At 51.6% G+C, this 25,375-nt stretch carries 26 protein-coding genes and 1 other RNA gene; 11 read left to right on the top strand and 16 right to left on the bottom strand.

Annotated elements, in window-relative coordinates:
- Positions 1-150 precede the first annotated feature (150 nt).
- The 4 genes from ACP4QI_RS16535 (at position 151) to ACP4QI_RS16550 (ending at position 2,920) form a co-directional block, all read left to right on the top strand.
- Positions 151-525 (top strand): DUF2799 domain-containing protein, encoded by a 375-nt coding sequence (locus tag ACP4QI_RS16535; RefSeq protein ID WP_142486761.1) that lies wholly within the window; start codon positions 151-153, stop codon positions 523-525.
- A gap of 199 nt (positions 526-724) precedes the next feature.
- Positions 725-1,210 (top strand): YfiR family protein, encoded by a 486-nt coding sequence (locus tag ACP4QI_RS16540; protein ID WP_426495726.1) that lies wholly within the window; start codon positions 725-727, stop codon positions 1,208-1,210.
- Positions 1,203-2,444, top strand: a complete 1,242-nt coding sequence (gene dgcN / locus ACP4QI_RS16545; protein ID WP_142486763.1) for a diguanylate cyclase DgcN — start codon at positions 1,203-1,205, stop codon at positions 2,442-2,444. Before ACP4QI_RS16540 ends, dgcN begins: the two co-directional genes overlap by 8 nt.
- Positions 2,438-2,920: an OmpA family protein gene (locus ACP4QI_RS16550; RefSeq protein ID WP_142486764.1), complete on the top strand. Its 483-nt coding sequence runs from the start codon at positions 2,438-2,440 to the stop codon at positions 2,918-2,920. Before dgcN ends, ACP4QI_RS16550 begins: the two co-directional genes overlap by 7 nt.
- A gap of 4 nt (positions 2,921-2,924) precedes the next feature.
- On the opposite strand, the gene ACP4QI_RS16555 is transcribed toward ACP4QI_RS16550, so the two are convergent.
- The 7 genes from ACP4QI_RS16555 to ffh all read right to left on the bottom strand — a co-directional run bounded on the left by ACP4QI_RS16555 (position 2,925) and on the right by ffh (position 8,356).
- On the bottom strand, positions 2,925-4,292 hold the full coding sequence (locus ACP4QI_RS16555) for a PepSY-associated TM helix domain-containing protein (protein ID WP_426495594.1): 1,368 nt from the start codon (positions 4,290-4,292) through the stop codon (positions 2,925-2,927).
- A 61-nt stretch (positions 4,293-4,353) separates the two neighbouring features.
- Positions 4,354-4,767, bottom strand: coding sequence for a DUF2946 domain-containing protein (locus ACP4QI_RS16560; RefSeq protein WP_426495595.1), 414 nt, complete (start codon positions 4,765-4,767; stop codon positions 4,354-4,356).
- Between the two features lie 105 nt (positions 4,768-4,872).
- Positions 4,873-5,220 carry a 50S ribosomal protein L19 gene (rplS, locus tag ACP4QI_RS16565; protein ID WP_002914145.1) on the bottom strand — a complete coding sequence of 116 codons (348 nt, stop codon included), beginning with the start codon at positions 5,218-5,220 and terminating at the stop codon, positions 4,873-4,875.
- 41 nt (positions 5,221-5,261) lie between these two features.
- The gene (gene trmD / locus ACP4QI_RS16570) at positions 5,262-6,029 is read right to left on the bottom strand and encodes a tRNA (guanosine(37)-N1)-methyltransferase TrmD (RefSeq protein ID WP_142486767.1); all 768 of its coding nucleotides are present in this window, start codon (positions 6,027-6,029) and stop codon (positions 5,262-5,264) included.
- A 30-nt stretch (positions 6,030-6,059) separates the two neighbouring features.
- On the bottom strand, positions 6,060-6,596 hold the full coding sequence (rimM, locus tag ACP4QI_RS16575; RefSeq protein WP_370462877.1) for a ribosome maturation factor RimM: 537 nt from the start codon (positions 6,594-6,596) through the stop codon (positions 6,060-6,062).
- Positions 6,597-6,611: 15 nt separating this feature from the next.
- Positions 6,612-6,860, bottom strand: coding sequence for a 30S ribosomal protein S16 (gene rpsP / locus ACP4QI_RS16580; protein WP_003863133.1), 249 nt, complete (start codon positions 6,858-6,860; stop codon positions 6,612-6,614).
- A gap of 134 nt (positions 6,861-6,994) precedes the next feature.
- A complete protein-coding gene (gene ffh, locus ACP4QI_RS16585; protein ID WP_106994995.1) occupies positions 6,995-8,356 on the bottom strand; it encodes a signal recognition particle protein in 1,362 nt (453 codons plus the stop codon).
- A gap of 166 nt (positions 8,357-8,522) precedes the next feature.
- Here ffh and ACP4QI_RS16590 point away from each other — a divergent pair, with 166 nt between their 5' ends.
- Positions 8,523-9,314, top strand: a complete 792-nt coding sequence (locus tag ACP4QI_RS16590; RefSeq protein WP_142486768.1) for a cytochrome C assembly family protein — start codon at positions 8,523-8,525, stop codon at positions 9,312-9,314.
- Positions 9,315-9,332: 18 nt separating this feature from the next.
- Positions 9,333-10,619: an HlyC/CorC family transporter gene (locus ACP4QI_RS16595; RefSeq protein WP_142486769.1), complete on the top strand. Its 1,287-nt coding sequence runs from the start codon at positions 9,333-9,335 to the stop codon at positions 10,617-10,619.
- A 53-nt stretch (positions 10,620-10,672) separates the two neighbouring features.
- Here the strand turns inward: ACP4QI_RS16595 and grpE are convergent, their stop codons facing one another.
- Entirely contained in the window at positions 10,673-11,266 is a 594-nt protein-coding gene (grpE, locus tag ACP4QI_RS16600; protein WP_156264382.1) for a nucleotide exchange factor GrpE, read from the bottom strand.
- 121 nt (positions 11,267-11,387) lie between these two features.
- Between grpE and nadK the strand changes: the two genes are divergently transcribed.
- The 3 genes from nadK to bamE all read left to right on the top strand — a co-directional run bounded on the left by nadK (position 11,388) and on the right by bamE (position 14,506).
- Positions 11,388-12,266 carry an NAD(+) kinase gene (nadK, locus tag ACP4QI_RS16605; RefSeq protein ID WP_077227861.1) on the top strand — a complete coding sequence of 293 codons (879 nt, stop codon included), beginning with the start codon at positions 11,388-11,390 and terminating at the stop codon, positions 12,264-12,266.
- A gap of 85 nt (positions 12,267-12,351) precedes the next feature.
- Positions 12,352-14,013, top strand: coding sequence for a DNA repair protein RecN (gene recN, locus ACP4QI_RS16610; RefSeq protein ID WP_142486771.1), 1,662 nt, complete (start codon positions 12,352-12,354; stop codon positions 14,011-14,013).
- Between the two features lie 151 nt (positions 14,014-14,164).
- Positions 14,165-14,506 carry an outer membrane protein assembly factor BamE gene (gene bamE, locus ACP4QI_RS16615; RefSeq protein WP_039030087.1) on the top strand — a complete coding sequence of 114 codons (342 nt, stop codon included), beginning with the start codon at positions 14,165-14,167 and terminating at the stop codon, positions 14,504-14,506.
- Between the two features lie 60 nt (positions 14,507-14,566).
- Here bamE and ACP4QI_RS16620 read toward each other — a convergent pair whose 3' ends face one another.
- The gene (locus ACP4QI_RS16620; RefSeq protein WP_156264383.1) at positions 14,567-14,854 is read right to left on the bottom strand and encodes an RnfH family protein; all 288 of its coding nucleotides are present in this window, start codon (positions 14,852-14,854) and stop codon (positions 14,567-14,569) included.
- Positions 14,844-15,281: a type II toxin-antitoxin system RatA family toxin gene (locus ACP4QI_RS16625; RefSeq protein ID WP_197090537.1), complete on the bottom strand. Its 438-nt coding sequence runs from the start codon at positions 15,279-15,281 to the stop codon at positions 14,844-14,846. The genes ACP4QI_RS16620 and ACP4QI_RS16625 overlap by 11 nt, the downstream gene beginning before the upstream one ends.
- Before the next feature lie 156 nt (positions 15,282-15,437).
- On the opposite strand from ACP4QI_RS16625, the gene smpB reads away from it, so the two are divergent.
- Together smpB and ssrA are read left to right on the top strand one after the other, a co-directional pair.
- Complete coding sequence (gene smpB, locus ACP4QI_RS16630) at positions 15,438-15,920, top strand: SsrA-binding protein SmpB (RefSeq protein ID WP_039030084.1); 483 nt, start codon at positions 15,438-15,440, stop codon at positions 15,918-15,920.
- Between the two features lie 90 nt (positions 15,921-16,010).
- Positions 16,011-16,374, top strand: a transfer-messenger RNA (tmRNA) gene (ssrA, locus tag ACP4QI_RS16635).
- A gap of 478 nt (positions 16,375-16,852) precedes the next feature.
- Here ssrA and ACP4QI_RS16640 read toward each other — a convergent pair.
- From ACP4QI_RS16640 to ACP4QI_RS16665, 6 genes are all read right to left on the bottom strand, one after another.
- Complete coding sequence (locus ACP4QI_RS16640) at positions 16,853-17,779, bottom strand: RNA-guided endonuclease InsQ/TnpB family protein (protein WP_426495596.1); 927 nt, start codon at positions 17,777-17,779, stop codon at positions 16,853-16,855.
- A 148-nt stretch (positions 17,780-17,927) separates the two neighbouring features.
- Positions 17,928-19,736 carry a FliC/FljB family flagellin gene (locus tag ACP4QI_RS16645; protein ID WP_426495597.1) on the bottom strand — a complete coding sequence of 603 codons (1,809 nt, stop codon included), beginning with the start codon at positions 19,734-19,736 and terminating at the stop codon, positions 17,928-17,930.
- Positions 19,737-21,369: 1,633 nt separating this feature from the next.
- Positions 21,370-22,119, bottom strand: coding sequence for a tail fiber domain-containing protein (locus tag ACP4QI_RS16650; RefSeq protein WP_426495598.1), 750 nt, complete (start codon positions 22,117-22,119; stop codon positions 21,370-21,372).
- A gap of 9 nt (positions 22,120-22,128) precedes the next feature.
- Positions 22,129-22,446 (bottom strand): hypothetical protein, encoded by a 318-nt coding sequence (locus ACP4QI_RS16655; protein ID WP_426495599.1) that lies wholly within the window; start codon positions 22,444-22,446, stop codon positions 22,129-22,131.
- Entirely contained in the window at positions 22,446-24,326 is a 1,881-nt protein-coding gene (locus ACP4QI_RS16660; RefSeq protein ID WP_426495600.1) for a phage head spike fiber domain-containing protein, read from the bottom strand. The genes ACP4QI_RS16655 and ACP4QI_RS16660 overlap by 1 nt, the downstream gene beginning before the upstream one ends.
- A 56-nt stretch (positions 24,327-24,382) precedes the next feature.
- Complete coding sequence (locus ACP4QI_RS16665; RefSeq protein WP_164540824.1) at positions 24,383-25,345, bottom strand: hypothetical protein; 963 nt, start codon at positions 25,343-25,345, stop codon at positions 24,383-24,385.
- Between the last annotated feature and the right edge of the window lie 30 nt (positions 25,346-25,375).

Genomic DNA, 25,375 nt, shown 5'->3' on the forward strand with positions numbered 1-25,375 from the left:
CACCAAGTAAAGATTTCAATCCAAAATACGTAAATAATACTTTACATCACCCACTTTAAAGCAAAAAACATTCAATTATCATGTAACGTAAAAATTACAGTCTGCATTCTTGCCGCCAGGCTATGCTCAATGAAAAAGGGAGAATGTCTTATGCGCCTGATTGTCACCCCGCTACTGTGCCTGTTTTTAACCGCCTGTCAGATCGATCCTTATACCCATCAGCCCCACTGGACGGGAACCGACTGGTATGATGCCGGTAAAGAAGACGCCATGAATGGCGTGGGGGTAAAATCCAATGAAACCCTTGCCGCTAATTTTAACGACCCTAAAGTGGATCGCCCTGACTATCTCAGCGGATATAAAGACGGCCAACAGAAAATATGTCAGGAAAATTTTGTTTACGCCTGGGGATTAGCTGGCCGAATATTCCCCGCCAGCTGTGACACCGCGGAAAACGCGACCACCCTTCGCACCGCCTGGCAACAGGGAATGAATGAAGGAACAAAAGCCAACCGTTTAAATTAATTCTGTCAACGCCATTTCTGTTAATTAAGAGCGTGAGATTTTACTTAAGTACCTGAATATGCTTTTGGCATAATGACTGTACGGGCAAAAAATGGTAATCTGCCAGCGAAACTCAAGGACTACTATTTCCAGAGTGGTATGGCGGATTCTGGTGTGTAACTTTTTTCTTATCTCGTGGCACCGTGCGGCATTAGTACTGATGTTATCAATGCCCTGTGGACTCGCTATTGGCGGAACCTTATCCGAAACGGATAAATCGGTACGTTCTATTGTCTCCGGGATCGTCAGTTACACCCGTTGGCCTGCGCTTTCCGGCAAGCCGAACCTGTGTATTTTCGCCTCCTCCCATTATGTTGAGGCGCTCAGTGCCGATGGTCCGGACGCGCTGCCCTACACCCCGGTCATTATTCATGACGACCAGGAAGCATTGAGTGCAGAATGTCACGCGCTCTATTTTGGCAGCGAATCCCCGACCCACCAGCTTGAATTAAGTCAGGCGTTTCATGCCAGACCGTTACTATTAATTGCGGAGCAAAACCCGCAGTGCCTTATAGGTAGTGCTTTCTGCCTGATAATAGACAGCGCCAGAGTAAGATTTTCCGTCAATCTGGATATGCTGTCGCGCAGCGGAGTCAGAGTTAATCCTGATGTGTTAATGCTCGCACGGAATACTAAGCATGAATAAGGAAATTACTTCAGCGCCGCGTCCAACTTTCAAAAGGACTCTGCGGCGCATCAGTATAATTAGCGTCCTAATTACTATGACGCTCATCTGGTTATTATTGTGCATTGCTTCTGTGGTGACGCTGAAACAGTATGCGCAACGCAACCTTGAATTAACCAGCGCCACCATGAGCCGCAGTCTGGAGGCAGCGCTGGTCTTCAATGATGCTACCGCTGCTAACGAAGCGCTGGCCTCTCTTGGCAAGCAAGGGCAGTTCTCAGCAGCGGAACTGCTGGATCGCTACGATCATCGCTTTGCCAGCTGGTCGATGGGGCCGAACGACAAAGCGGATCCGCTCAGCCAGTTGGCCAGCCAGTGGTTATTCCCCCATCCCATCAGACAGCGCATCTGGCACAACAACTTACCGATCGGCGAGTTACATCTCACCGCACGGGATAGCCTGATCGGCCACTTTCTCTGGACCTCGCTGGCGGTATTAACCGGCTGTCTTCTGTTTGCCTCCCTGGTGGCAATAACCATCACCCGTGCACTGCACAATGGCGTGGTGACCGCCCTGCAAAACATTACCGATGTGGTGCATGACGTACGTACAAACCGGAACTTCTCCCGCCGGGTATCCGAGGAGCGCATTGATGAATTTCATCGCTTCGGTCAGGACTTCAACAGCCTGCTGGATGAAATGGAAGAGTGGCAGCTAAAGTTGCAGGCTAAAAACGCCCAGCTGATGCGCACCGCCATGCACGATCCGCTCACCGGACTGGCTAACCGGGCCGCTTTTCGCACCCGCATCGCCGCGCTGATGAGTGATTCCTCCGCGCGGACCAACTCCGCTCTGCTCTTCCTGGACGGAGATGACTTTAAGCGTATTAACGATACCTGGGGCCATGCCGCAGGCGATTGTGTACTGATTGAAGTAGCCCGCAGAATGGTCGAGTTTGGCGGCGAACAACATCAATCTTACCGTCTGGGTGGGGATGAGTTTGCCATCATTCTGTATGGCGTCCATTCAGAACACGAAGTGCTGCGTCTCTGCGCCGCGCTGACGCAACAATTTAGCCCGTCCTATGACCTGCACAACGGGTTCTCCTCCCGAATGTCGCTCAGTATTGGCTTCGCGCTGAGCTGGCAGCATCACTCCGTTGAAGCCTTACTGGAGCAAGCCGACCGGAATATGTATCTGGTGAAGCATCAACGTTCAAAAAATCACACCGTAGAAAGGAACACATTATGTTAAGGCGATACGTCGCACCGCTCTTTATGGCATCAATGCTGCTGGCTGGATGCCAGACGCCACAGGGCAAATTTACCGCTGAGCAGGTCGCCACCATGAAGTCTTACGGCTTTAATGAGATAAACGGGGACTGGTCGCTTGGTCTTTCGGCAAAGATCCTGTTTGGTAAAAACGAGTATAAGCTGCAGCCTGAAAGCGAGCAGCAGATTAAAAGCATGGCAGCGCGCCTTGCCGCGACAGGCCTGAAACACGCCCGGATGGACGGCCATACCGATAACTACGGTGAAGAGAGCTACAACAAAGCGTTATCCCTGAAGCGGGCCAATGTGGTTGCCGATGCCTGGGCGCAGGGTGCCACTATTCCACGCAGTAATCTGACGACCCAGGGCCTGGGTCAGCAATATCCTGTCGCGGATAATAAAACCGGCCAGGGACGTGCCGAAAACCGCCGCGTGGCGGTGGTGATCAGCACGCCCTGAAGCGTTATTCCCGCGATTCGGTCAGAGACACACGCACTGCCGCGCGCCAGCGCAGCCAGTCAATAACCACAAACAGCGCCAGGCTACAGCCCATTACCGGCATTATGAGCCCCAGTACTACGCTGATGGTTAAAGAGACCACGCGTCCCCCCAGCGGCAACGCCAGCCAGCTCTGACACAGAGTCTGCGCAGGATCCGTTGCCGTCTGCCGGGGCCGACGCATCCACCACATCCGGTAGCCCCACACAATCATGACGCACAGCGCGATACCAAAGGCGATCAGCACCAGCTGATTTGGCAGGCCAAACAGCACGCCCATATGGAAATCCACGCCCCAGCGGGTCAGTTTAGCCATCAGCGGGTAATCCCCAAACCGGGTGCGATCAATAACCTTCAGGGTAGTGGGATCAACGGCAACCGCATCGACCTGAGTAGGCCAACTGCGATCGATCTCCGTCACCGTCCACGCCGTTGAGGCACTCTTCGCCGGACGTATCTCCAGCTTCGTGGCATTAATCCCCGCCGCATTTGCCGCCCGCAGCACGCCGTCATACAGGGACAGGTCAGGTTTCATCTCCGGCATCGGCATGGTCATGTGATGACCGTGGTGCTCAGCATGCGGATCGGCGGCTTCCGCCGGGCCATGCAGCTGCGTATTCACCTGCGGCGTGAGCCAGTTCATCTCTGCCCGCAGTTTATCCACATTACCGCCCGCCCACTGGGACCAGGTCAGGCCGGTCGCAGAGAAGAGCAGCATACCCAGCAACAGGCTCCAGCCGAGGGAAACGTGCAGACGACGGCGGTTCTGGAAGCGGTTATTGATGCGCCGTTTTGGCCGGGTATAGAACCACAGGGCAATCCCTCCCAGCGCGGCGATCCACATCCAGGACGCGGCCAGCTCGCTGTAAATTCGCCCCACATCCCCCAGCAGCAAAGACTGGTGCAGATAATCAATTTTCTGGCGTAACGGCAGGATACCGCTGGTGCCGTAGACGGTCATATCCCCGCGCACCTCCAGACTGACCGGATCGATGAAGATGGCCCGGTTCTCCGAGGCTTTCAGCCCTGGGTCAATGTACATCACCCGGGTGGTTTCTCCTGATGTCAGGCCCGGACGTACCGCCTGTAGCCGTAGCTCCCCGCCGGTGACCTTTTCCGCTACCGCAATTTGCTCAGCAAGAGGACGTATCGCGCCCCCGGTCTCGCTGAACAGCGCATGATGATAAAGCGCGTTTTCCAGCTGCGGCGTGGCGACGTACAACGTCCCGGAGAGCGCGGCGATAAAGATAAACGGCCCGACAAACAGACCAATATAGAAGTGAAGACGACGCAGCAGGTGGCCCCATGCTGCGCGCGGAGTGCAGGTAGTCATGCTTTCCCTTTTTAAGGCAAAAAGTTATCGGTACACCGGGGTGCACGTTTTTTTACATGGATTAAGCAGACAGGTGCGGCGGCGCGCGGGTATCGGGACAGAGCCAGGGGAAGAAATGCCAGTGGTGTACGGCGGGTCGCGGCGGCGTGAGGCGCTGTCTGAGTAAGACTGCGCATAACAGCAGCACCAGCGCCAGGATGACGCCCGGAACGTGGGCCAGCAGGACGCAGTAACCGCAGGCTTCGGCATGGTCGACAGGCACACTTTCAGACGGTGCGTGGTGGTGCTCCGCCATCATGCTCATGTCATGATGCATGCCGGGCATCGCGCTCATGGGATCTTTTTGCAACGAGACAGAGACCAGCGGCGCGAAGACGATCATCAGGATCGCAAATAACGCGAGACCTGCCGCGATACGTTGCCACTGTGCCTGATGCTGTTTAGTCGTCACTTCCCCTCCGTCAGAGCGGGGCATTGTAAACGATTTATGACGGATACGTTAACGTGCAGAGCACAGAGAGATAAAAAAAGGGCCAGCCTTTCGGCCAGCCCTTTTTACAGGATGTCGCTTAAGCGAATCTTAGTTCAGACGCTCTTTAATACGAGCAGACTTACCAGTACGCTCACGCAGGTAGTACAGTTTAGCTTTACGTACAGCACCACGACGTTTAACAGCAATGCTGTCAACTACCGGAGAGTGAGTCTGGAAGACACGCTCAACGCCTTCGCCGTTGGAAATTTTACGAACAGTGAATGCAGAGTGCAGACCGCGGTTACGAATAGCGATAACCACGCCCTCGAATGCCTGCAGACGTTTTTTGGAACCTTCAACAACCCATACTTTCACTTCCACGGTATCACCCGGACGGAAGGAAGGTACGTCCTGCTTCATCTGCTCTTGTTCAAGTTGCTTAATAATGTTGCTCATAATTTAATCTCTTATCCTGGGTAAACTGATATTCGGGGGCCTCAGGCCATCCCATCATGTTTCTGCTGCTGGTGCGCGTGTTCTTTTTTGAACTCGGCCAGCAACTTTGCTTGCTCTTCAGTCAGAGCCAGGTTTTCCAGAAGTTCAGGTCTTCTAAGCCAGGTACGGCCCAGCGACTGCTTCAGGCGCCAGCGACGAATCTCGGCATGGTTTCCCGACAGTAATACCGGCGGAACCTCCATCCCTTCTAACACTTCAGGACGGGTATAGTGTGGGCAGTCCAGCAGTCCATCAGCAAAAGAGTCTTCTGTTGCTGATGCTTCATGGCCCAGTACCCCCGGAATGAACCGGGAAACGGAGTCAATCAGCGTCATTGCCGGTAACTCACCACCGCTGAGAACGTAATCGCCGATAGACCATTCTTCGTCAATCTCGGTTTGAATTACGCGCTCATCTATCCCTTCGTAGCGACCGCACACCAGAATCAATTTCTGATTCGTTGCCAGTTCGCTGACGCCCACTTGATCAAGCTTGCGTCCCTGAGGTGACAGATAAATCACCTTTGCGCCTTCACCTGCCGCGGCTTTTGCTGCTGCAATGGCATCCCGTAAGGGTTGTACCATCATAAGCATCCCCGGTCCGCCGCCGTAAGGACGTTCGTCCACGGTACGGTGCCGGTCATGAGTGAAGTCACGTGGACTCCAGCTCTCGATGCTCAGCAGGCCATTTTTTACTGCCCGGCCAGTTACCCCGTAATCAGTAATCGCGCGGAACATTTCAGGAAACAGGCTAATAATGCCAATCCACATAGCGCCGTCTTTTACCGTTTTCAGGAGAATTTAAAAACCAGGATCCCAATCTACTTCGATAGTACGAGTAGCGAGATCGACTTTCTTGATAACCTGCCCATCGAGGAACGGAACCAGCCGCTCCTTGATGCCAAACGCATCTTTCAGGTTTGCCTTAATGACGAGAACGTCATTGGATCCGGTTTCCATCATATCGATGACTTTCCCCAGACCGTAACCTTCAGTAGTCACTACCTGGCAACCAATAAGGTCTTTCCAGTAGTAGCCCTCTTCCAGTTCAGGCAACTGCGACGAATCCACGACAATTTCACAATTAGTCAGTGCATTCGCGGCATCGCGATCGTCAATGCCTTTCAGCTTGATAACGATGTCCTGATTGTGGTGACGCCAGCTTTCCAGCTCGACCTCTTGCCACTGACCCGCCTTCTGGATAAACCAGGGCTGATAGTCAAAAATGCTTTCGGCGTCTTCGGTGGAGGAAAACACTCTGAGCCAACCACGGATACCGTAGCAAGAACCCATTTTGCCCAATACGATCGGTTCAACAGGTGCTTTTTTGCTCATCATGACCACCGTGACAGATTAAGCTGCTTTGTTTGCTGCTTTGATCAGCGTAGCAACGCGATCGGAAACGGTAGCGCCCTGGCCAACCCAGTGAGCGATACGATCCAGATCCAGACGGGTTTCTTCTTCTGCGCCAGCGGCCAGTGGGTTGAAGAAACCAACGCGCTCAATGAAGCGACCGTTGCGTGCATTACGGCTGTCAGTAACAACAACCTGGTAGAACGGACGCTTTTTCGCGCCGTGACGTGCTAAACGAATAGTTACCATAACATCCTCTTGTGTGAATAAAACACCGGGCCCCATCGAGGGAAGGAGCCCGGTGTCATATTAAAAGCCCGAAAATTTTACTGATTTCTGGGGAAAATGCAATCAGCATCTTGATGCTGAGCATTAAACACGATTTATCTGCCAGGGAATCCCGGTGGCATCATGCCTTTCATCCCACGCATCATTTTGGCCATCCCGCCCTTCTTCATCTTCTTCATCATGCGCTGCATGTCGTCGAACTGCTTCAGAAGGCGGTTAACGTCCTGAACCTGCATCCCGCAGCCTGCCGCGATACGGCGCTTACGGGAGCCTTTAATGATTTCCGGCTTGGCACGCTCTTTCAGCGTCATCGAGTTGATGATCGCTTCCATACGCACCAGCACTTTGTCATCCATTTGCGATTTGACGTTGTCCGGGATTTGACCCATGCCCGGCAGCTTGCCCATCAGGCTCGCCATACCGCCCATGTTCTTCATCTGGCGCAGCTGCTCCAGGAAGTCGGTCAGATCGAAACCGTCGCCTTTTTTCAGTTTGGTGGCGAGCTTCTCGGCCTGCGCGCGGTCAACCTTGCTCTCGATATCTTCGATCAGCGACAGCACGTCGCCCATGCCGAGAATACGGGAAGCGATACGATCCGGGTGGAACGGCTCCAGCGCTTCGGTCTTCTCGCCGACGCCGAGGAACTTGATTGGCTTGCCGGTGATATGACGAATAGAGAGTGCCGCACCGCCGCGGGCGTCACCGTCCACTTTGGTCAGTACCACACCGGTTAACGGCAGCGCTTCATTAAACGCTTTCGCGGTGTTTGCCGCATCCTGACCGGTCATGGCATCGACGACGAACAGGGTTTCTACCGGATTGATCGCGGCATGAACCTGTTTGATTTCGTCCATCATCGCTTCGTCAACGTGCAGACGACCGGCGGTATCCACCAGCAGCACGTCGAAAAACTTCAGCTTCGCTTCTTTCAGCGCCGCGTTAACGATATCGATCGGCTTCTGCGACACGTCAGACGGGAAGAAGTCGACGCTAACCTGTTCAGCCAGGGTCTCCAGCTGTCTGATCGCCGCCGGGCGATAGACGTCGGCAGAGACGACCAGCACTTTCTTCTTGTGCTTTTCGCGCAGGAATTTACCCAGCTTAGCGACGCTGGTGGTTTTACCCGCACCCTGCAGACCGGCCATCAGCACTACCGCTGGCGGTTGCGCCGCCAGGTTCAGGCTCTGGTTCTCTTCGCCCATCGCCGAAACCAGTTCGTTCCGAACGATTTTGACGAACTCCTGACCCGGGGTCAGGCTCTTGTTGACTTCATGACCAACCGCTTTTTCTTTAACGCGGTTGATAAAGTCACGCACGACCGGCAACGCAACGTCTGCTTCAAGCAGCGCCATGCGCACTTCACGCAGCGTCTCTTTAATATTGTCTTCAGTAAGGCGTCCACGGCCGCTGATGTTGCGCAGCGTGCGCGACAAACGATCGGTTAAATTATCAAACATTGTCTCTCGCCTGGGGTAGAAACGTTAGGTCGCTGGCGCGACACGTACACAGAATTTTGCCGCAGTATAACATGAAGGCGCCTTTGTTGTTATGCAACGGTTGGAGCACGCCTCACGTAACGTTATACTGCCTCTCTTTCTCATCAGGACAACTGTCGACACCTATATGCCTGTTTTCGCACTGATCGCTCTTGTGGCGTACTCTGTCAGCCTCGCGCTGATTATCCCTGGCCTGCTACAAAAAAACAGCGGCTGGCGGCGAATGGCTATTTTGTCGGCTGTCATCGCGTTGATAAGTCACGCCTTTGCGCTCGAAGCGCGCATTCTGCCGGGCGACGGCAGCGGACAAAACCTGAGCCTGCTCAACGTCGGGTCGCTGGTCAGCCTGATGATCTGTACGGTAATGACCATCGTGGCCTCGAAAAACCGCGGCTGGCTGTTGTTGCCGATTGTCTACGCTTTTGCGCTGATCAACCTCGCCTTTGCCACTTTCGTGCCGAATGAGTTCATCACCCATCTGGAAACCACGCCGGGTATGATGGTGCATATTGGCCTGTCGCTGTTCTCGTATGCGACGCTGATCATTGCCGCACTGTACGCGCTCCAGCTGGCCTGGATTGACTACCAGCTCAAAAACAAAAAGCTGGTCTTCAGTAACGAGATGCCGCCGCTGATGACCATCGAACGCAAGATGTTTCACATCACCCAGGTCGGGGTTGTGCTGCTGACGCTGACGCTGAGTACCGGCCTGTTTTACATGCACAATCTCTTCAGCATGGAGAATATCGATAAGGCCGTACTCTCCATCATCGCGTGGTTTGTCTATATTGTCCTGTTATGGGGCCATTATCATGAAGGCTGGCGCGGTCGCCGCGTGGTCTGGTTCAACGTTGCGGGAGCAGGCCTCCTGACAATGGCTTATTTTGGTAGCCGCGTCATCCAGCAACTCGCCGGCTAAGTAACCAAGGAGTTCCCCCTGGAACACATCTCCACCACCACGCTGATCGTCACCCTGATCGTCATGGTGGTTATCTCTGCCTATTTCTCCGGCTCGGAAACCGGCATGATGACGCTGAACCGCTACCGGTTACGTCATCGCGCCAAACAGGGTAACCGGGCCGCACGTCGCGTGGAAAAACTGCTGCGTAAACCGGATCGCCTGATAAGCCTGGTGCTTATCGGCAATAACCTGGTCAACATTCTCGCTTCCGCGCTGGGAACCATTGTCGGCATGCGCCTGTACGGCAACGCCGGGGTCGCTATCGCCACCGGGGTGCTGACCTTTGTAGTACTGGTCTTTGCCGAAGTGTTGCCGAAGACCGTTGCCGCGCTTTACCCCGAGAAGGTCGCCTATCCCAGCAGCTTCCTGCTGGCGCCGTTACTCATTCTGATGATGCCGCTGGTCTGGCTGTTAAACGGCGTGACGCGAGTGCTGATGCGTATGATGGGCATTAAAGCGGATGTGGTGATCAGCAGCGCGCTGAGCAAAGATGAACTGCGCACCATCGTGCATGAGTCGCGCTCGCAAATCTCCCGCCGCAATCAGGATATGCTGCTGTCGGTGCTGGACCTGGAAAAGGTCAGCGTCGACGACATCATGGTGCCGCGCAATGAGATCGTCGGTATTGACATCAATGATGACTGGAAAGCCATTGTTCGCCAGCTGACCCACTCCCCGCATGGCCGCATCGTTCTGTACCGTGATTCCCTGGATGACACCATCAGCATGCTGCGCGTGCGCGAAGCCTATCGGCTGATGACCGAGAAGAAAGAGTTCACCAAAGAGGTGATGCTGCGCGCAGCGGATGAGATTTACTACATCCCGGAAGGCACCCCGCTCAGCACCCAGCTGATCAAGTTTCAGCGCAATAAAAAGAAAGTGGGGCTGGTGGTCGATGAGTATGGCGATATCCAGGGTCTGGTGACGGTCGAGGATATTCTGGAAGAGATTGTGGGCGACTTCACCACCTCCATGTCCCCTTCCCTCGCTGAAGAGGTCACGCCGCAAAATGACGGCTCGGTGCTGATTGACGGCAGCGCGAACGTCCGTGAACTCAACAAAGCCTTTAACTGGCAGATGCCGGAAGACGAGGCTCGTACCATTAACGGCATGATTCTGGAAGCGCTGGAGGAGATCCCGGCAGCAGGTACGCGGGTGCGTATTGGCCAGTACGATATTGATATCCTGGACGTGCAGGACAATATGATTAAGCAGGTAAAAGTATTGCCGGTGAAACCGCTCAGGGAGAGCGTCGCGGAGTAAGCTGTTGTAGGCCGGGTGAGGCGAAGCCGCCGCCCGGCACTACGGGAGGCAAATTACGCCTTTGCTTTCGCTACGGAGACCATCGCCGCGCGAATAGTACGACCGTTCAGGGTATAGCCTTTTTGCATTACCATCAGCACGTTACCGGCAGCAACGTCCTCAGACTCTACCATCGCAATCGCCTGGTGCACGTTCGGATCCATCGGCACGTTGGTATCAGCAACCACTTCGACGCCAAACTTCTTCACCACGTCGAGCATGGATTTCAGCGTCAGTTCGATCCCTTCAACCATTGGAGCCATGTCCGGGTTCGCTTTATCCGCTACTTCCAGCGCGCGATCCAGGCTGTCGATCACCGGCAGCAGTTCGTTGACGAATTTCTCCAGCGCAAATTTATGCGCCTTTTCAACGTCCAGCTCGGTACGGCGACGCAGGTTTTCCATTTCCGCTTTGATACGCAGGATGCCATCGCGCTCGCGATTCTGGGCTTCAGTGACCTGAGCTTCCAGATTCGCAATTTTTTCATCGCGCGGATCCACCTGCTCAGCACCAGCCTCAGGCTCTGCAGCCTCAACCTCTTCGTGCTGCTCCGTGATAATTTCTTCCGGGGCTTGCCCCTCAGGCGTTTTCTGTTCTTTACTACTCATGAATTTCTCCGCGTTTTTCTGCATTCAACTCCCTAACTTCGCTTATTATGGGGATCAGTTTCCGGGATTCAAGGGAACAAGCCACATTGTCATCATTCAATCGCACAAGGACCTTCAGAAAATGAGCAACCATTTCAAGTGTATTGGGATTGTCGGTCATCCACGTCACCCTACAGCGTTGACGACACATGAAATGCTCTATCGCTGGCTGTGTGCGAAAAATTACGATGTGATTGTTGAACAACAGATTGCCCAGGAACTGCAGCTAACAAACGTAAAAACCGGCACGCTGGCGGAAATCGGTCAGCAGGCTGACCTGGCAGTGGTGGTCGGGGGCGACGGGAATATGCTTGGTGCCGCGCGAACCCTCGCCCGTTACGACATTAAAGTCATCGGCATCAACCGTGGCAACCTGGGCTTTTTGACCGACCTTGACCCGGATAACGCCCAGCAGCAGCTCGCAGACGTGCTGGAAGGCCACTACATCAGTGAAAAACGCTTTTTGCTGGAAGCCCAGGTGTGCCAGCAGGATTGCCAGAAACGGATCAGCACCGCCATTAACGAAGTGGTACTGCACCCGGGAAAAGTGGCGCATATGATTGAGTTCGAGGTCTATATCGACGAAATCTTCGCCTTCTCGCAGCGCTCCGATGGCCTGATTATCTCTACCCCTACCGGCTCCACGGCCTACTCGCTCTCGGCGGGCGGCCCGATCCTGACTCCGTCGCTGGATGCCATCACGTTGGTGCCAATGTTCCCGCATACCCTCTCGGCTCGCCCTCTGGTGATCAACAGCAGCAGCACCATTCGTCTGCGCTTCTCTCACCGCCGTAACGACCTGGAGATCAGCTGCGACAGCCAAATCGCGCTGCCGATCCAGGAAGGGGAAGACGTGCTGATCCGCCGCTGCGATTATCACCTCAATTTAATTCACCCGAAAGACTACAGCTATTTCAACACATTAAGCTCCAAGCTCGGCTGGTCGAAAAAATTGTTCTGAAATAGCATCCAGCACTTTACTGGATAAAAAACCAGTTTATACTGTACACAAACACAGTTATGGTTTTTCATACAGGAAAACGTTTATGCTGGCACAACTGACCATCAGCAACTTCGCCATCGTTCGTGAGCTCGAAATTGATTTCAACAGCGGCATGACGGCTATCACCGGGGAAACCGGGGCCGGTAAATCTATTGCGATTGATGCGCTCGGGCTGTGCCTTGGCGGTCGTGCTGATGGCAACATGGTTCGCGCTGGCGCCAGCCGCGCCGATCTCTGCGCCCGTTTCTCCCTGAAAGATACGCCTGCCGCCCTGCGCTGGCTTGAACAGAACCAGCTCGAAGATGGACGTGAGTGCTTACTTCGCCGGGTTCTTAGTAGCGACGGCCGCTCCCGCGGCTTTATCAACGGCACCGCGGTACCGCTCTCCCAGCTGCGCGAGCTGGGTCAGCTGTTAATTCAGATCCACGGGCAGCACGCTCATCAGCAGCTGATCAAGCCTGAGCAGCAGAAGTCATTACTCGACGGCTATGCCGGTGAGTCTGACCTTATGCAGCTGATGGCAGCGCACTATCGTCAGTGGCATCAAAGTTGCCGTGAGCTGGCGCTGCATCAACAGCAGAGCCAGGAGCGGGCGGCTCGCGCCGAACTGCTGGCCTATCAGTTGAAAGAGCTGAACGAATTTAGCCCGCAGCCGGGCGAGTTTGAGCAGATCGACGAAGAGTACAAACGCCTCGCCAACAGCGGTCAGCTGCTCTCCACCAGCCAGCAGGCGCTGAACTTAATGGCAGACGGCGAGGATGTGAATCTGCAAAGCCAGCTCTACACCGTGCGCCAGCTCGTGACCGAACTGGCGGGTATGGACAGCAAAGTGTCCGGCATGCTGGATATGCTGGAAGAGGCGGCGATTCAGATCTCCGAAGCCAGCGACGAGCTGCGCCACTACTGCGAGCGGCTGGATCTCGATCCAAACCGCCTGTTTGAGCTGGAACAGCGCATTTCGCGTCAAATTTCCCTGGCGCGTAAGCACCACGTTTCGCCGGAAGAACTGCCTGCCTTCCACCAGTCCCTGCTTGATGAGCAGCATCAACTCGACGATCAGGCCGACTCGCTGGAGACCCTCTCTCTGGCCGTTAGCGTGCATCATCAGCAGGCGATGCAAACCGCCACGCAGCTGCACAATGTTCGTCAGCGTTACGCTCAGGAACTCAGCCAGCACATCACGGAGAGCATGCATCTGCTGTCGATGCCGCACGGCGTTTTCACCATTGATGTGAAGTTTGAAGCCAACCATCTGACGGCAGAGGGCGCAGACCGCATTGAATTCCGCGTGACCACCAACCCGGGCCAGCCGCTGCAGGCGATCTCCCGCGTTGCGTCCGGCGGTGAGCTGTCGCGTATCGCCCTGGCGATTCAGGTGATCACCGCGAAGAAAATGGAAACCCCGGCGCTGATCTTCGATGAAGTGGATGTCGGTATCAGCGGCCCGACCGCGGCGGTAGTGGGTAAACTGCTGCGTCAGCTTGGCGAGTCCACCCAGGTCATGTGTGTGACCCACCTGCCGCAGGTTGCTGGTTGCGGCCACCATCACTTCTTTGTCAGCAAAGAAACCGACGGTGAGATGACCGAAACGCACATGCAGCCGCTGGACAAACGCGCCCGTCTGCAGGAGCTGGCCCGTCTGCTGGGCGGCAGCGAAGTCACCCGCAACACGCTGGCGAATGCGAAAGAACTGCTTGCTGCCTAAACTTTTTCGGTATCTCAGGGTCATACAGAACAATAAAAACGCCGACAGACCGGACGCCAGAGGTTTTAATGTGGTGAAAGGTCTATTATCATCGGCATATTACATATGAGCCGTCGCGTATTGCCCGGGCCCGAAAAGGAATCAAATCACTATGCGCTGTAAAACGCTGACCGCTGCCGCAGCGGTTCTTCTGATGATGACCGCAGGCTGCTCCACTCTGGAAAAAGTGGTTTACCGCCCTGACATCAACCAGGGGAACTATCTCGCTCCTAACGATGTGTCTAAAATCCGTGTCGGTATGACGCAGCAGCAGGTTGCCTATGCCCTGGGCACGCCGATGATGTCCGATCCGTTCGGCACTAACACCTGGTTCTACGTGTTCCGCCAGAAGCCTGGCCATGAAGACGTGTCACAGCAGACTCTTACGCTGACCTTCAACAGCAGCGGCGTGCTGACCAACATCGACAACAAACCGGCGCTCACCAAAGAGTAAGGTTTCAGAAACGCAAAAAGGTGCTCATTGAGCACCTTTTTTGTTTTATCAGTAACCAGTTTATTTTGCGGACTTCTCCGCACGCTGGCGACGCAGCTCTTTCGGGTCGGCAATCAGCGGGCGATAGATCTCAACCCGATCGCCGTCCTTGACGCTGTCTCCCAGTTTGACCGGACGACTGTAAATCCCGACTTTGTTTTTCGCCAGATCGATATCGCTGCGCAGCGTCAGCAGGCCAGAGGCACGGATCGCCTCTTCAACGGTGGCGCCCTCTTCCAGGGTTACGCGCTGCAGATACTGCTTTTCCGGCAGCGCGTAGGCTACTTCCACCACGATGTTAGCCGGCACTGTAGACCTCTTTAGCGCGCACCGTGAAGGCCTGAACCATATTCGCCGCCAGCTCTTTAAATACGCGTCCAAACGCCAGCTCAATCAGGGCATTGGTAAACTCAAAGTCGAGATGAAACTCGATCCGGCAGGCATCGGCACTGAGCGGGACAAACTTCCATCCGCCCATCAGTTTCTTGAAGGGCCCATCCACCAGATGCATCAGAATACTCTGGTTATCGGTCAGCGTATTGCGGGTGGTAAAGGTTTTGCTGATCCCGGCTTTGGAGACATCCACCGCTGCCGTCATTTGCGTCGGGCCTGAGTCCAGCACGCGGCTCCCGGTACATCCCGGGATAAACTGCGGATATGACTGAACGTCATTCACTAACTGGTACATCTGTTCCACACTGTAGGGGACAAGCGCAGTACGACTAATCTGAGGCATAACATTTTTCCTGATCAAACAACCAACAAATAATAACATTTATCACCTGTTAAAAAAACGCTGAGCCTCATCTCGTGCTAATATAGCGCGTTAGACCTCACAGGACGCAATGAGGTGACTTTTTGACATCAGATTACCTACGGCTTCACGACACTTATGACGAAGAAAAAAGCACATAAACCTGGCTCGGCAACCATTGCGCTCAACAAGCGTGCCCGCCACGAGTATTTCATTGAAGAAGAATTCGAAGCTGGCCTTGCGCTGCAGGGCTGGGAAGTTAAATCGCTGCGTGCGGGAAAAGCCAACATCGGTGATAGCTACGTGATCTTCAAAGACGGCGAAGCCTTTTTGTTTGGCGCAAACTTTCAGCCGCTGACGGTCGCCTCTTCTCACTACGTTTGCGATCCTACCCGCACCCGTAAGCTACTGCTGAACAAGCGCGAGCTGGATTCCCTCTTCGGACGAATCAATCGCGAAGGTTATACCGTGCTCGCCCTGTCGCTGTACTGGAAGAACGCCTGGTGCAAAGTGAAAATCGGCGTGGCGAAAGGTAAGAAGCAGCACGACAAACGTAACGATGCCAAGGATCGCGAGTGGCAGGTCGATAAAGCGCGCATCATGAAGCACGCAGGCCGTTAATTTCCGGATACTTATTGAGCGATTCAATAAGTTAGCGTTCCGGACTGGTATCCGGGCTGATAATTCTGGTATACTTGCTGTAACACTATTGGGGCTGATTCTGGATTCGACGGGATTTGCGAAACCCAAGGTGCATGCCGAGGGGCGGTTTGCCTCGTAAAAAGCCGCAAAAAAATAGTCGCAAACGACGAAAACTACGCTTTAGCAGCTTAATAACCTGCTAAGAGCCCTCTCTCCCTAGCTTCCGCTCTTAAGACGGGGATCAAAGAGAGGTCAAACCCAAAAGAGATCGCATGGATGTCCTGCCTGGGGCTGAAGTGTTAAAACTAATCAGGCTAGTTCGTTAGTGGCGTGTCTGTCCGCAGCTGGCGTGCGAATGTAAAGACTGACTAAGCATGTAGTACCGAGGATGTAGAAATTTCGGACGCGGGTTCAACTCCCGCCAGCTCCACCACTTTTGATAGGACTGCACCCGGACAGCGGCAATAAAAACAGCCACTTACGGACACTGACCAGACAGCAGGCAGACCGAGAAAAGACAAAAATATACACGTGAAATGCACGTGCACTTTAAAAAAACCCCAGATCTCACAGTCTGGGTTTTTTCTATTTGTAACTAAGGGTAACAAAAAACTTTCATCTTTTTGCTCGCAATTCGTCTTAAGGCTTTTTTTTTCGCAGCGAACACTGTATGCAATCACAGTAATATTTCATCGACGATCGATGACTGTATTACTAAAGATGCACAATCTGGTTGACAAAGTATGGACCAGACGTTGACATTCTCATTACTGATAACAGAGATTTTTGCTTCAACGGAAGTTTTATTAACCCTCCTCCACAAACCGACACGACATGCCCTGCCGCCAACAATTCATTTAAGGTTATATAAATAGTCGATATAAGCCTTATTTAATCATTATTAAAATACCCTAATCGCCTAACTTAATTACCTTACCACCTAACCATTCTTGCTTATACATTAACTGTCTAACAAATTCATATATCATGTTTCTAGAAGTATTACTTTTATCAGATACAGGATCCATTAAATTAACAAACTCTACAATAGCGTGTTTTTTGCATATTGTTGTAGTTATTTTATGTAAGGCATCCAGTCTGCGCCTGCTTGACTTTGCTTTTATGCCGTCAATTTTCTTTTTAGTTTTTAGCCAGTTACTACTGTATTTTACTTTTCTTCCTAGTATATTATTCAGATTCCTTAGCTTTTTATTACCTTCCATGTTGGTAAATTGCTCGGCCTGATTCTCATTCAATGAGAGTTGCTTTAAGCATTCATCATTTAACAAAATTTTGGTTTTACTTGCTGATGGATGTACAGGCTCAGGAACAACTGTTTCTGTATTAAAGCTTATATACCATTTATCAAACTTTCTCGAAATAGTAACATTCTTTAATACTCCCGTTATTTCTCGGCTTTTACGATACTTAACCCAACCTAGTTTCGGCAATGATACTAAATGCTTTTCTTGGTCCAGCCTTACTCTTTGGCAGGGTACTCTAAAAGAATCATTACGTCCTTTCTTTTTAAATCGAGGATATTGTGACTTTCCCGAAAAGAAGTTTTTAAAAGCTCTGTCCAGATCTCTTAATGATTGCTGTAGGCACTGAGATGGAGCCATTTTCAGCCATGCGAGGCATTCTTCATTTTTCCAATTAACTAATTCTGATGCTAGTTGATTGTAGTTCATGAACTTCTTGCCCGACTCATAATTCTCATTAATAAGAGCAAGTCCTTTATTGTATACAAATCGACAGGAACCTGCGAAAACCAAAAAGTCATTAATATGATTTTTATTTGGTTCAAGCAAAAATTTAAACGCCTGTTTCTTAATCACAATAGAACCTATATACGCTCATTTTGAGAAGAACTAGTTTAAATGATGATTAGTTTTTTATTGAATGAATATACCCGCTATGTTCAGCTATATTCATTCGATAAAAAAGCCCTGCATGTGCAGGGCCTTGCGTTTCAGTAGTGCTACATCAGCCCTGCAGCAGAGACAGAACCTGCTGAGGAACCTGGTTAGCTTTAGCCAACACGGAGTTACCGGCCTGCTGGATGATCTGCGCTTTAGACATATTTGACACTTCGGTCGCATAGTCGGCGTCCTGAATACGGGACTGCGCTTCAGACAGGTTGGTGGTGGTGTTGTTCAGGTTGGTTACTGCAGAATCCAGACGGTTCTGGATAGCACCCAGTGAAGAACGGAATTTGTCGATGGAGCTCAGAGCGTCATCCAGTGCTTTCAGTGGGTCAGTAGTGGTTGCGGCTTTGGTAGCTGCATCTGATGTAAACGTGCCGTCTTTTGTTACATAAACTGCTTTACCAGAACCATTTGTAATGGAGCCATCTTTCTGCAGGAAAATATCCTGTTCATTGCTGGTAGTCAGTTTGCCATCAGTTTTAGTGAAAGCTGAGGTATAAGCAGTACCGTCAGTAGTAGTTTTAACAGCACCGTTTGCGTCAATCTGAATATCGCCTGCTTCAGAAGCAGTACCATCACCGTCAGCATCAATTGTAGTAGCAATACCTTTAGTAGCAGATTGCAGAGAATCAGCGCTGATTCGTGCGTTAGTTACAGTGATAGCGCCACCAACTCCAGTTGCAGGCCCACCTGCTGCAGCAACGTCACCATCCATATGGATTTTAGCACCGTCTTCGGTAGTGATATCAACAGCAACAGCAACAGCAGCACCAGCACCAGCAGGAGCACTGTGGTTTTTAGTCAGGCCATCGAGAGTGGCCAGGTTTGCAGCGCCCAGACCAGCACTGTTCTGAGTAAGATTACCTGTAGTATCGATGTAAAGTGCAGAACCATCTTTCGCGGTAATCTTACCATCGCTCGCCAGAACAACATCTACAGAAGTATTGCCAATCTTAACGCTCAGATTCGCGGTATCGCCTGCTTTAGGCGTTAGAAAAGCTTGAAGTTTAGCGCTATTACTTGGATTTGTTGCTGCGTCACCTGCACCAATGTTTCCAGTATAAGTGAAATCATTAGTATCTTTATGGTAGGTGTAGTTATTTCCTGTAACTGAGTCGAAACCGCTCGTAATAGCAGATTTTACAATTGCTTTGTCGCCTAAACCAGCAAGCACGTCAGCTGCTGTAGACTCTTTCAAACCCGCACTTACCGTATACTTAGTTACGCCATTAGCATCTGCAGCAGGGGCAGCAATAATAGCGCCAGCAGCTGTTTTAGTAAGCTGAGCCGCTGCCAGATCTGATTTAGTAGCTGCAGCATTGGCAACTGAACCTTCGCCGTTAACGTTGAAGCCTGTCAGACCCAAAGTTTTAGAGTCGATTTGTTTCAGGTCGATAGTAATGGTCTGACCATCGTTCGCACCAACCTGGATTTTCATGGAACCGTCTTTTGCCAACACGTTCACGCCGTTGAACTGGGTCTGACCAGATACGCGGTCAATTTCGTCCAGACGGGATTTGATTTCGTCTTGGATAGAGTCCTGGTCCTGCTGGGAGTTAGTACCGTTCTGAGACTGAACAGTCAGCTCACGGATACGCTGCAGGTTGTTGTTGATTTCAGACAATGCGCCTTCAGTGGTCTGTGCAACGGAGATACCGTCGTTGGCGTTGCGGGCTGCCTGAGTCAGACCTTTGATGTTAGAGGTGAAGCGGTTGGCAATCGCCTGGCCAGCAGCGTCATCTTTTGCGCTGTTGATGCGCAGACCAGAAGACAGACGCTCAATGGCAGTAGACATTGAAGACTGGTTTTTGTTGATGTTGTTCTGAGTGATCAGCGAGAGGCTGTTGGTATTAATAACTTGTGCCATGATTACAATTCCTGTTTGACTGGTCGTAATTTAAGTTTACGGCTTCCACCTTTAGGCTCCTGCGCCGTTGAATTTACTATCGGCAAGCCCTCCTGAACCTTTAGAAGAAAATGGCAAAGTTAAACGAAAAAATTTACCTGCTGTATTTCTTGAAAAAAATTTAAAAACACAGAGCAATTTGCACTATAACCCTCCGTTCGGGTTGTAGATCATGAAGGTCCGCGGCTGGCTCTCGTTGGGTGAGATGCCTTTAAAAGCCGTTACGTGGCATTCGATCTACTCATTAGCCTCCTTTAACGACCAATCCCAGTTGACCATTACCAGCTGCATAACAAGGTCCTGCGTCGAGACCGTTTGGCATCCACTGGGCTTTCGTTTAATGGCGGCGCGAAAGGCACCTTCAGTATCGCTTCTGCGTGGCATAAATCCTCCTTATTATTTGGCTGTGCACCTACACAGTGGTTATAGAAGAGCCAGCGAAAAGTGACTGTGCCTATTGATAATTACTGCTGAACATCTGGTTGTACTGCCGAATTAACCAAGCGAGTGCATAGAATTTTTTCGGAGACAGAGGTTAAGCCGATGCCGGGCATGCTTGAAGAGGTTTACGAAGAAGCCAATATGTGGCTGGTTTCGGAATGAGCTATGTAAACCCCTAAGGACTGCACCGATCATTACAAGCCGCTTCGTGTCCCAAATGATTAAACCACTTGTTTAGGCCAGCGCCTTTTGCGCGGCGTGGGAAGGATTGAGCGCGTAGTCAGCCGGGTTCCGCATACGGAACATAACGCACCGTGTGGCAGGTTTAGCACAGGATTAAAGGAGGTGAAAAAGAACCGGTTACTTCTGCAAACAGGACAGATGAATTTCATAACGAGTATGACGCCTCCGGACCATTGGCTGAACCAGCATCATACACCGCTTCGTTATAACTAAAGGAGCAATGGTTAACATTTCTTAATGTTCCTGTAGCCGCTCTTACAAGCACTAATTAACTAACATGACCAGGTGCAATGAGCCAGCATAGCTCGCAACTGATGGCGTTCATAAATCACGTAAGCGATTCTCGCCCGATACCACGCGGTTACGGATAGTTATAGTCGTGCCTGGCGTCACCCTGAATGGTTTTAATGGCGCTCCGGATCGCACCAGATATTCAATAACGCACTCAAAAGACTGATAAGACCTGACACGATAAGCACAAGCCAAACGGCTAACAACGCAACATTTGCCATCCGAGACTCCCCATCAAGTCTGAAAAAAAGCCTGCCGAATAGGCAGGCAAATGAAATCAGCACAAACAAACAGCTTACTCTGATACAGGTGCCGGGTGCCTCCCGGTGACTCGTTACCAGTTATACGAGCCGCAAGCATATTTACATCTACACAACTGGACTGCCCCGCCGCACAGGGGGATTCACCTTCATTAACTTTAGATGCTTTTGAACGAAGCGCTAATGCTTCCTGCCTAAAGTAATGGCTAATGCTGCCGATATGTTAATGACCTGTGTCCTGAACGCGGGGTTGATAACAAAGCTAAGGGAGTCATGCCCGCTCCCGTGCGGGCTTTTTTTCTCTTCAGCGATATCGAAAATACGGCTGATGATGATTACTGCTGAACATCATGATGCTGTTACGATTTCAGCGCCTGAACCTCAGCCTGTAGCTGCGCGACCATCGCTGTGAGGCTATCGACAGTATCCATAAGAGCAAGAATCGCTTCATGGTGAAGCGCAGCTGACAGGCCGAACGTGTCGACCGTTTTCGCGTCCTCAACAACAGAGTCATCGTTCAGCTTAATATCACCCGCTACCGTTACGGCTTGTGGAAACATGACCTCAACTTCCTGAGCAATGAACCCATAGCCGTGCAACCCGTTATCCAGGCGGTCCCATTCGCAACCTGATATGGAGCGCATTGCAGCTAACGGATCGGCGATACGTTTGATATTGTCTTTGATTCGACGATCGGATGCTGGTTGCCAGTTACCCACGGCCTGACCATTCCGGTTGAACGCCCAGGAGACGCTTCCGCCAGGGCCATCCATACCAATAGTTACGGAGGCAACCTCATAATCTGATGTAGAGTATTGACTGAGCACGTAACCCTGCGAGTTCGGCCTCTTCATCACCATTCCGCCGAAATGAGTTCCAGCAGAGCCGGGGTTATACGTCATTAGTTGCGTCGTATGCCCGTAGGTATTATCGAGCACAATGTAATCACCTTTTACTTTACCGCCTGTTTTACCGTCGATCGTATTTAGCCGCGAATCGTCACCTGCGGCCACCTTCCCTGGAGTTGCCCCGACGTCTCTGGTGGCGCTGTTCCCTAAACCAGAAACGTCCGCTGCCTTAATGGTTATGCTATCAATTCTGTTTGACATGTAATTTCCTTATGCCCAGACGCGAGCAGGCGTTTTTGGAGTCACGATGAATTCATCCAGAGGTGATAAATCAAGCCCGTCATTCATTACCCTGATATTGGCGTGATAGCCGGGTTCGTTGGCATATTTTATTAATTCGTTTTCCTGACTAGGATTTTCAATATCGCTGACGATGGTAATAGCGCCGATGATATCCAGACTGATATCCGGGTGGTATAAATACCCCTGCTGTTCATCATCAATAAATCCCGCCGCGATTAATTGTGTATGCATTTCATCGGCATCAGCAAAGCGCAGATAGATGTCTTTCAGATAGAGGTCTTTCATTAACGGAGTCCTTTGATTTGATTAGCCGTCAACAAGCGGTGCCAGATACGGAAATTACGAATGTGGTAAACCAGTGAATTCGTTGTGGCGAAAACAAGCGAAGTGGGACTGCCCGCTGGTGTTGGCGGGGGCCCGGTTCTGGTGCCAGCTTGCCCCCCAAAATAAGCTGTGAGTTTGTTTGCCGTGTCGATTGTTTGCACAAATATCTGTTTATAGAATGGATACGTTACGTTTATCGTTGGAAGTATTCCGCTACTACTTCTGAGTGAGTTTAAAGATGTCGAAACAGCTCTTAATGCAACGTCATAGGATACCCCGGCAGTATTGAGTACATTAAAGTAACCGGCCCCAATTGGAGAGAAAGAATCGACAGATATCTCGAATGCTAATGTCCTGTTAAACGAGTCTCCAACAATTTTATAACCAACATTACATGCCGCTTGAATAGTTAATGATTCCCCGGCTCTGGTAACTGCTGATGCAAATGTGGGTATATAACTGGTTGTATGGACTATTTCAAACTGAGCCCCCCAGATATAAATCCCTTTAACACCATCACCAGTAAATGTGGTTGTATTCTGATCCATGACCCAGATGTTTGCGTTAACCGTGCCGTTTGCTGCTATTGTTTCAGTTCTCGCTGAAATACGATACCAGCCATCCCCCAATGCTGTAATTGTAGGTATGCCGTCCGATGTGACACCCGTAGCCGTTCCCGCAATCAAGTCGAAATCGCAGCTCATATTGTTGGTCACGGCTGACCCAGAGAAGTTAAGTCTGCATTTTGTATACTCGCCCGCTTTAACAAAAATACTCCAACCGTGAGCATTGCCAGCTGTCACATTAAATGGCTTACTAATATAGTGAGACGATGCTTCTTCCGCAGTTGGTATTAACTTAACCGCATTCGCACTATTGTCAGGCGCTGTAAATCCAGGCGTGGTTGTTACCCGGGCCTTTGGCCAATACGCGTTGCCAAAGTCAGCAGAGTTCAACGCAAGGTTGGTGGCAGTACCTTCCATTAATAAACCGTCACGCTCGAAACGCGGCTCGTTAATATCAGCGGTCTGCAATACGCCGGATTTATCGATATATGTCGCCGTGGTTGATCTGGTAAAACCCGCTGATCTTGTTGCCAGTTCCAGCGCCTGCCCCGAGATGGTCAGCTTGTCATAAGGCGCAAAGCCAGCTTCCAGGCGCAGATCGTCGTTGAGCGGTGCCCATACGTCAGGGAACGGCGCTGCCTCATAGGGTACAGACGTCAGCTGCTGCGCGGCGGCCAGCGATGCTGCGGCACTACTGGCGCTGGCAGCGGAGTTAGTTTCTGAAGTCTTCGAGTTGGTTTCAGAGGTTTTCGCGGCGCCCTTTGAATTACTGGCGCTGATTGCATCGGCCGCCGCCTGGGCTGCATTCGCCTGGGTGGCGCTAGCCAGCAACTGAATCGCGTTCAAATCGGAAGCGTTAATGAGGTCAGTAATTTTTTTCCAGGATGGTCCCGCTATCGGACGCCCCGCGGGTGAACCATCTGGGAGCGTAACCGTGATATCACCAGTACCAGTGTAGAAAGCCTGCCAGTTAGCGTTCTCCTGCAGCACCCGGCGTACTGACTCGGCAGTTTGAGCAGCCAGTGCGGCGGTAATGCGGTTGAGCGTCAGCTGCGGAACGGCAACCCAGGCCAGCCCTGACATTGTCGGCCCGGTGAATGGGTCGGTTAGTGTAAGGGCAGTATTACTCGTCACGGCGTCGACAAATAGCGTGAAGAAGATCCCCCCGACCGTTGCGGTAATAACGTCTCCCGATTTCAGATCTGAGGTGAATGCAGTGCCGGTACCGACTACTGCAGTAGAGCCGTTAGTAAGCCTGATTGTGCCTGCGGACATATTTGCTCCATAAAAAAACCCAGCCTGAGCTGGGTTATGTAAATTGAGGGAGGGGACTACTTTTTAAGGGATTGTCTGTAGTAGCTGTCGTAGGGATCGCAGTCTATATACATAATTCGTGTTCCCACGACCCATGGTTTTACTGTCAGGCTTATGCTTCCAAGCGTTGACTGATAAACCTCCGTACTGTTCGTTCTCCATTTACCATTACTGGCGATGCCAGCACCTGAGCAGGTGTAATTTGAAAATCCATAGCTTGGGTTTGCCGGGTCCTGGGGGATATACATAAAACTCGTTATCCCCGTGGTCACTGCCAGCGGTCGGTCTGACTCCATATAAGACTGAGTTATGAATTTTGCGTCCAGCGGCAGGCAGTTGTTGTGCCACACCATTACCCCGTCGCGGTACATATAGAACCCCGCCGCAGGAACGGGAGGTAGCACCTTTGAAAATATATAAGCTCTGGTCGGGTACTGATTCTGCCCGGCATTAGCAAACTGCAGCTGATATGTCCCGCCACTTTCAATCTGGTTAAATAAAGATCGGCTGAGTGCCCCCCCTTCGTTATTGCGGTTCCGCATGAAAACCATAATCCCTGCCCCTACAGGAACGCCGGTATCAACTGTTCTGGCGCCAGCCTCAATATCAATGACGTTCACCAGAACATAAGGCGTGAAGTCCGGAGCCAGCTTTACAGTTTTCACACCGGCTGGATACTCGTAAAGAGCAAACCCGGCGTATCCCGTATCAGCGCCTGTCTTCGCTGTGGCTGTCACCATCAGTCGCAACGGGACAGTGGTGTTCCATGACAACGTGTTGCCTGAAACTGAAGCGGTTATTGTGTTATTTTGCTCATTGTTTGCCAGGGTGTTATTCATTGCGGTCACGTCGAGATTAAACCCTGACGTGGAATATGTTTTCGAACCGGCCCCAGTCACGACAATATGATCTATCACATAAGTGAATCCCATAGCGTTTGTCGCGTCGAAGCTGGTTCCCTCAATAAACATTTGCATCATAACGGTTTACCCATTACCACCAGGGGTCTG

The sequence above is a fragment of the Leclercia sp. TB492 genome (assembly GCF_049974505.2).
Classification (GTDB): domain Bacteria; phylum Pseudomonadota; class Gammaproteobacteria; order Enterobacterales; family Enterobacteriaceae; genus Enterobacter; species Enterobacter adecarboxylatus_C.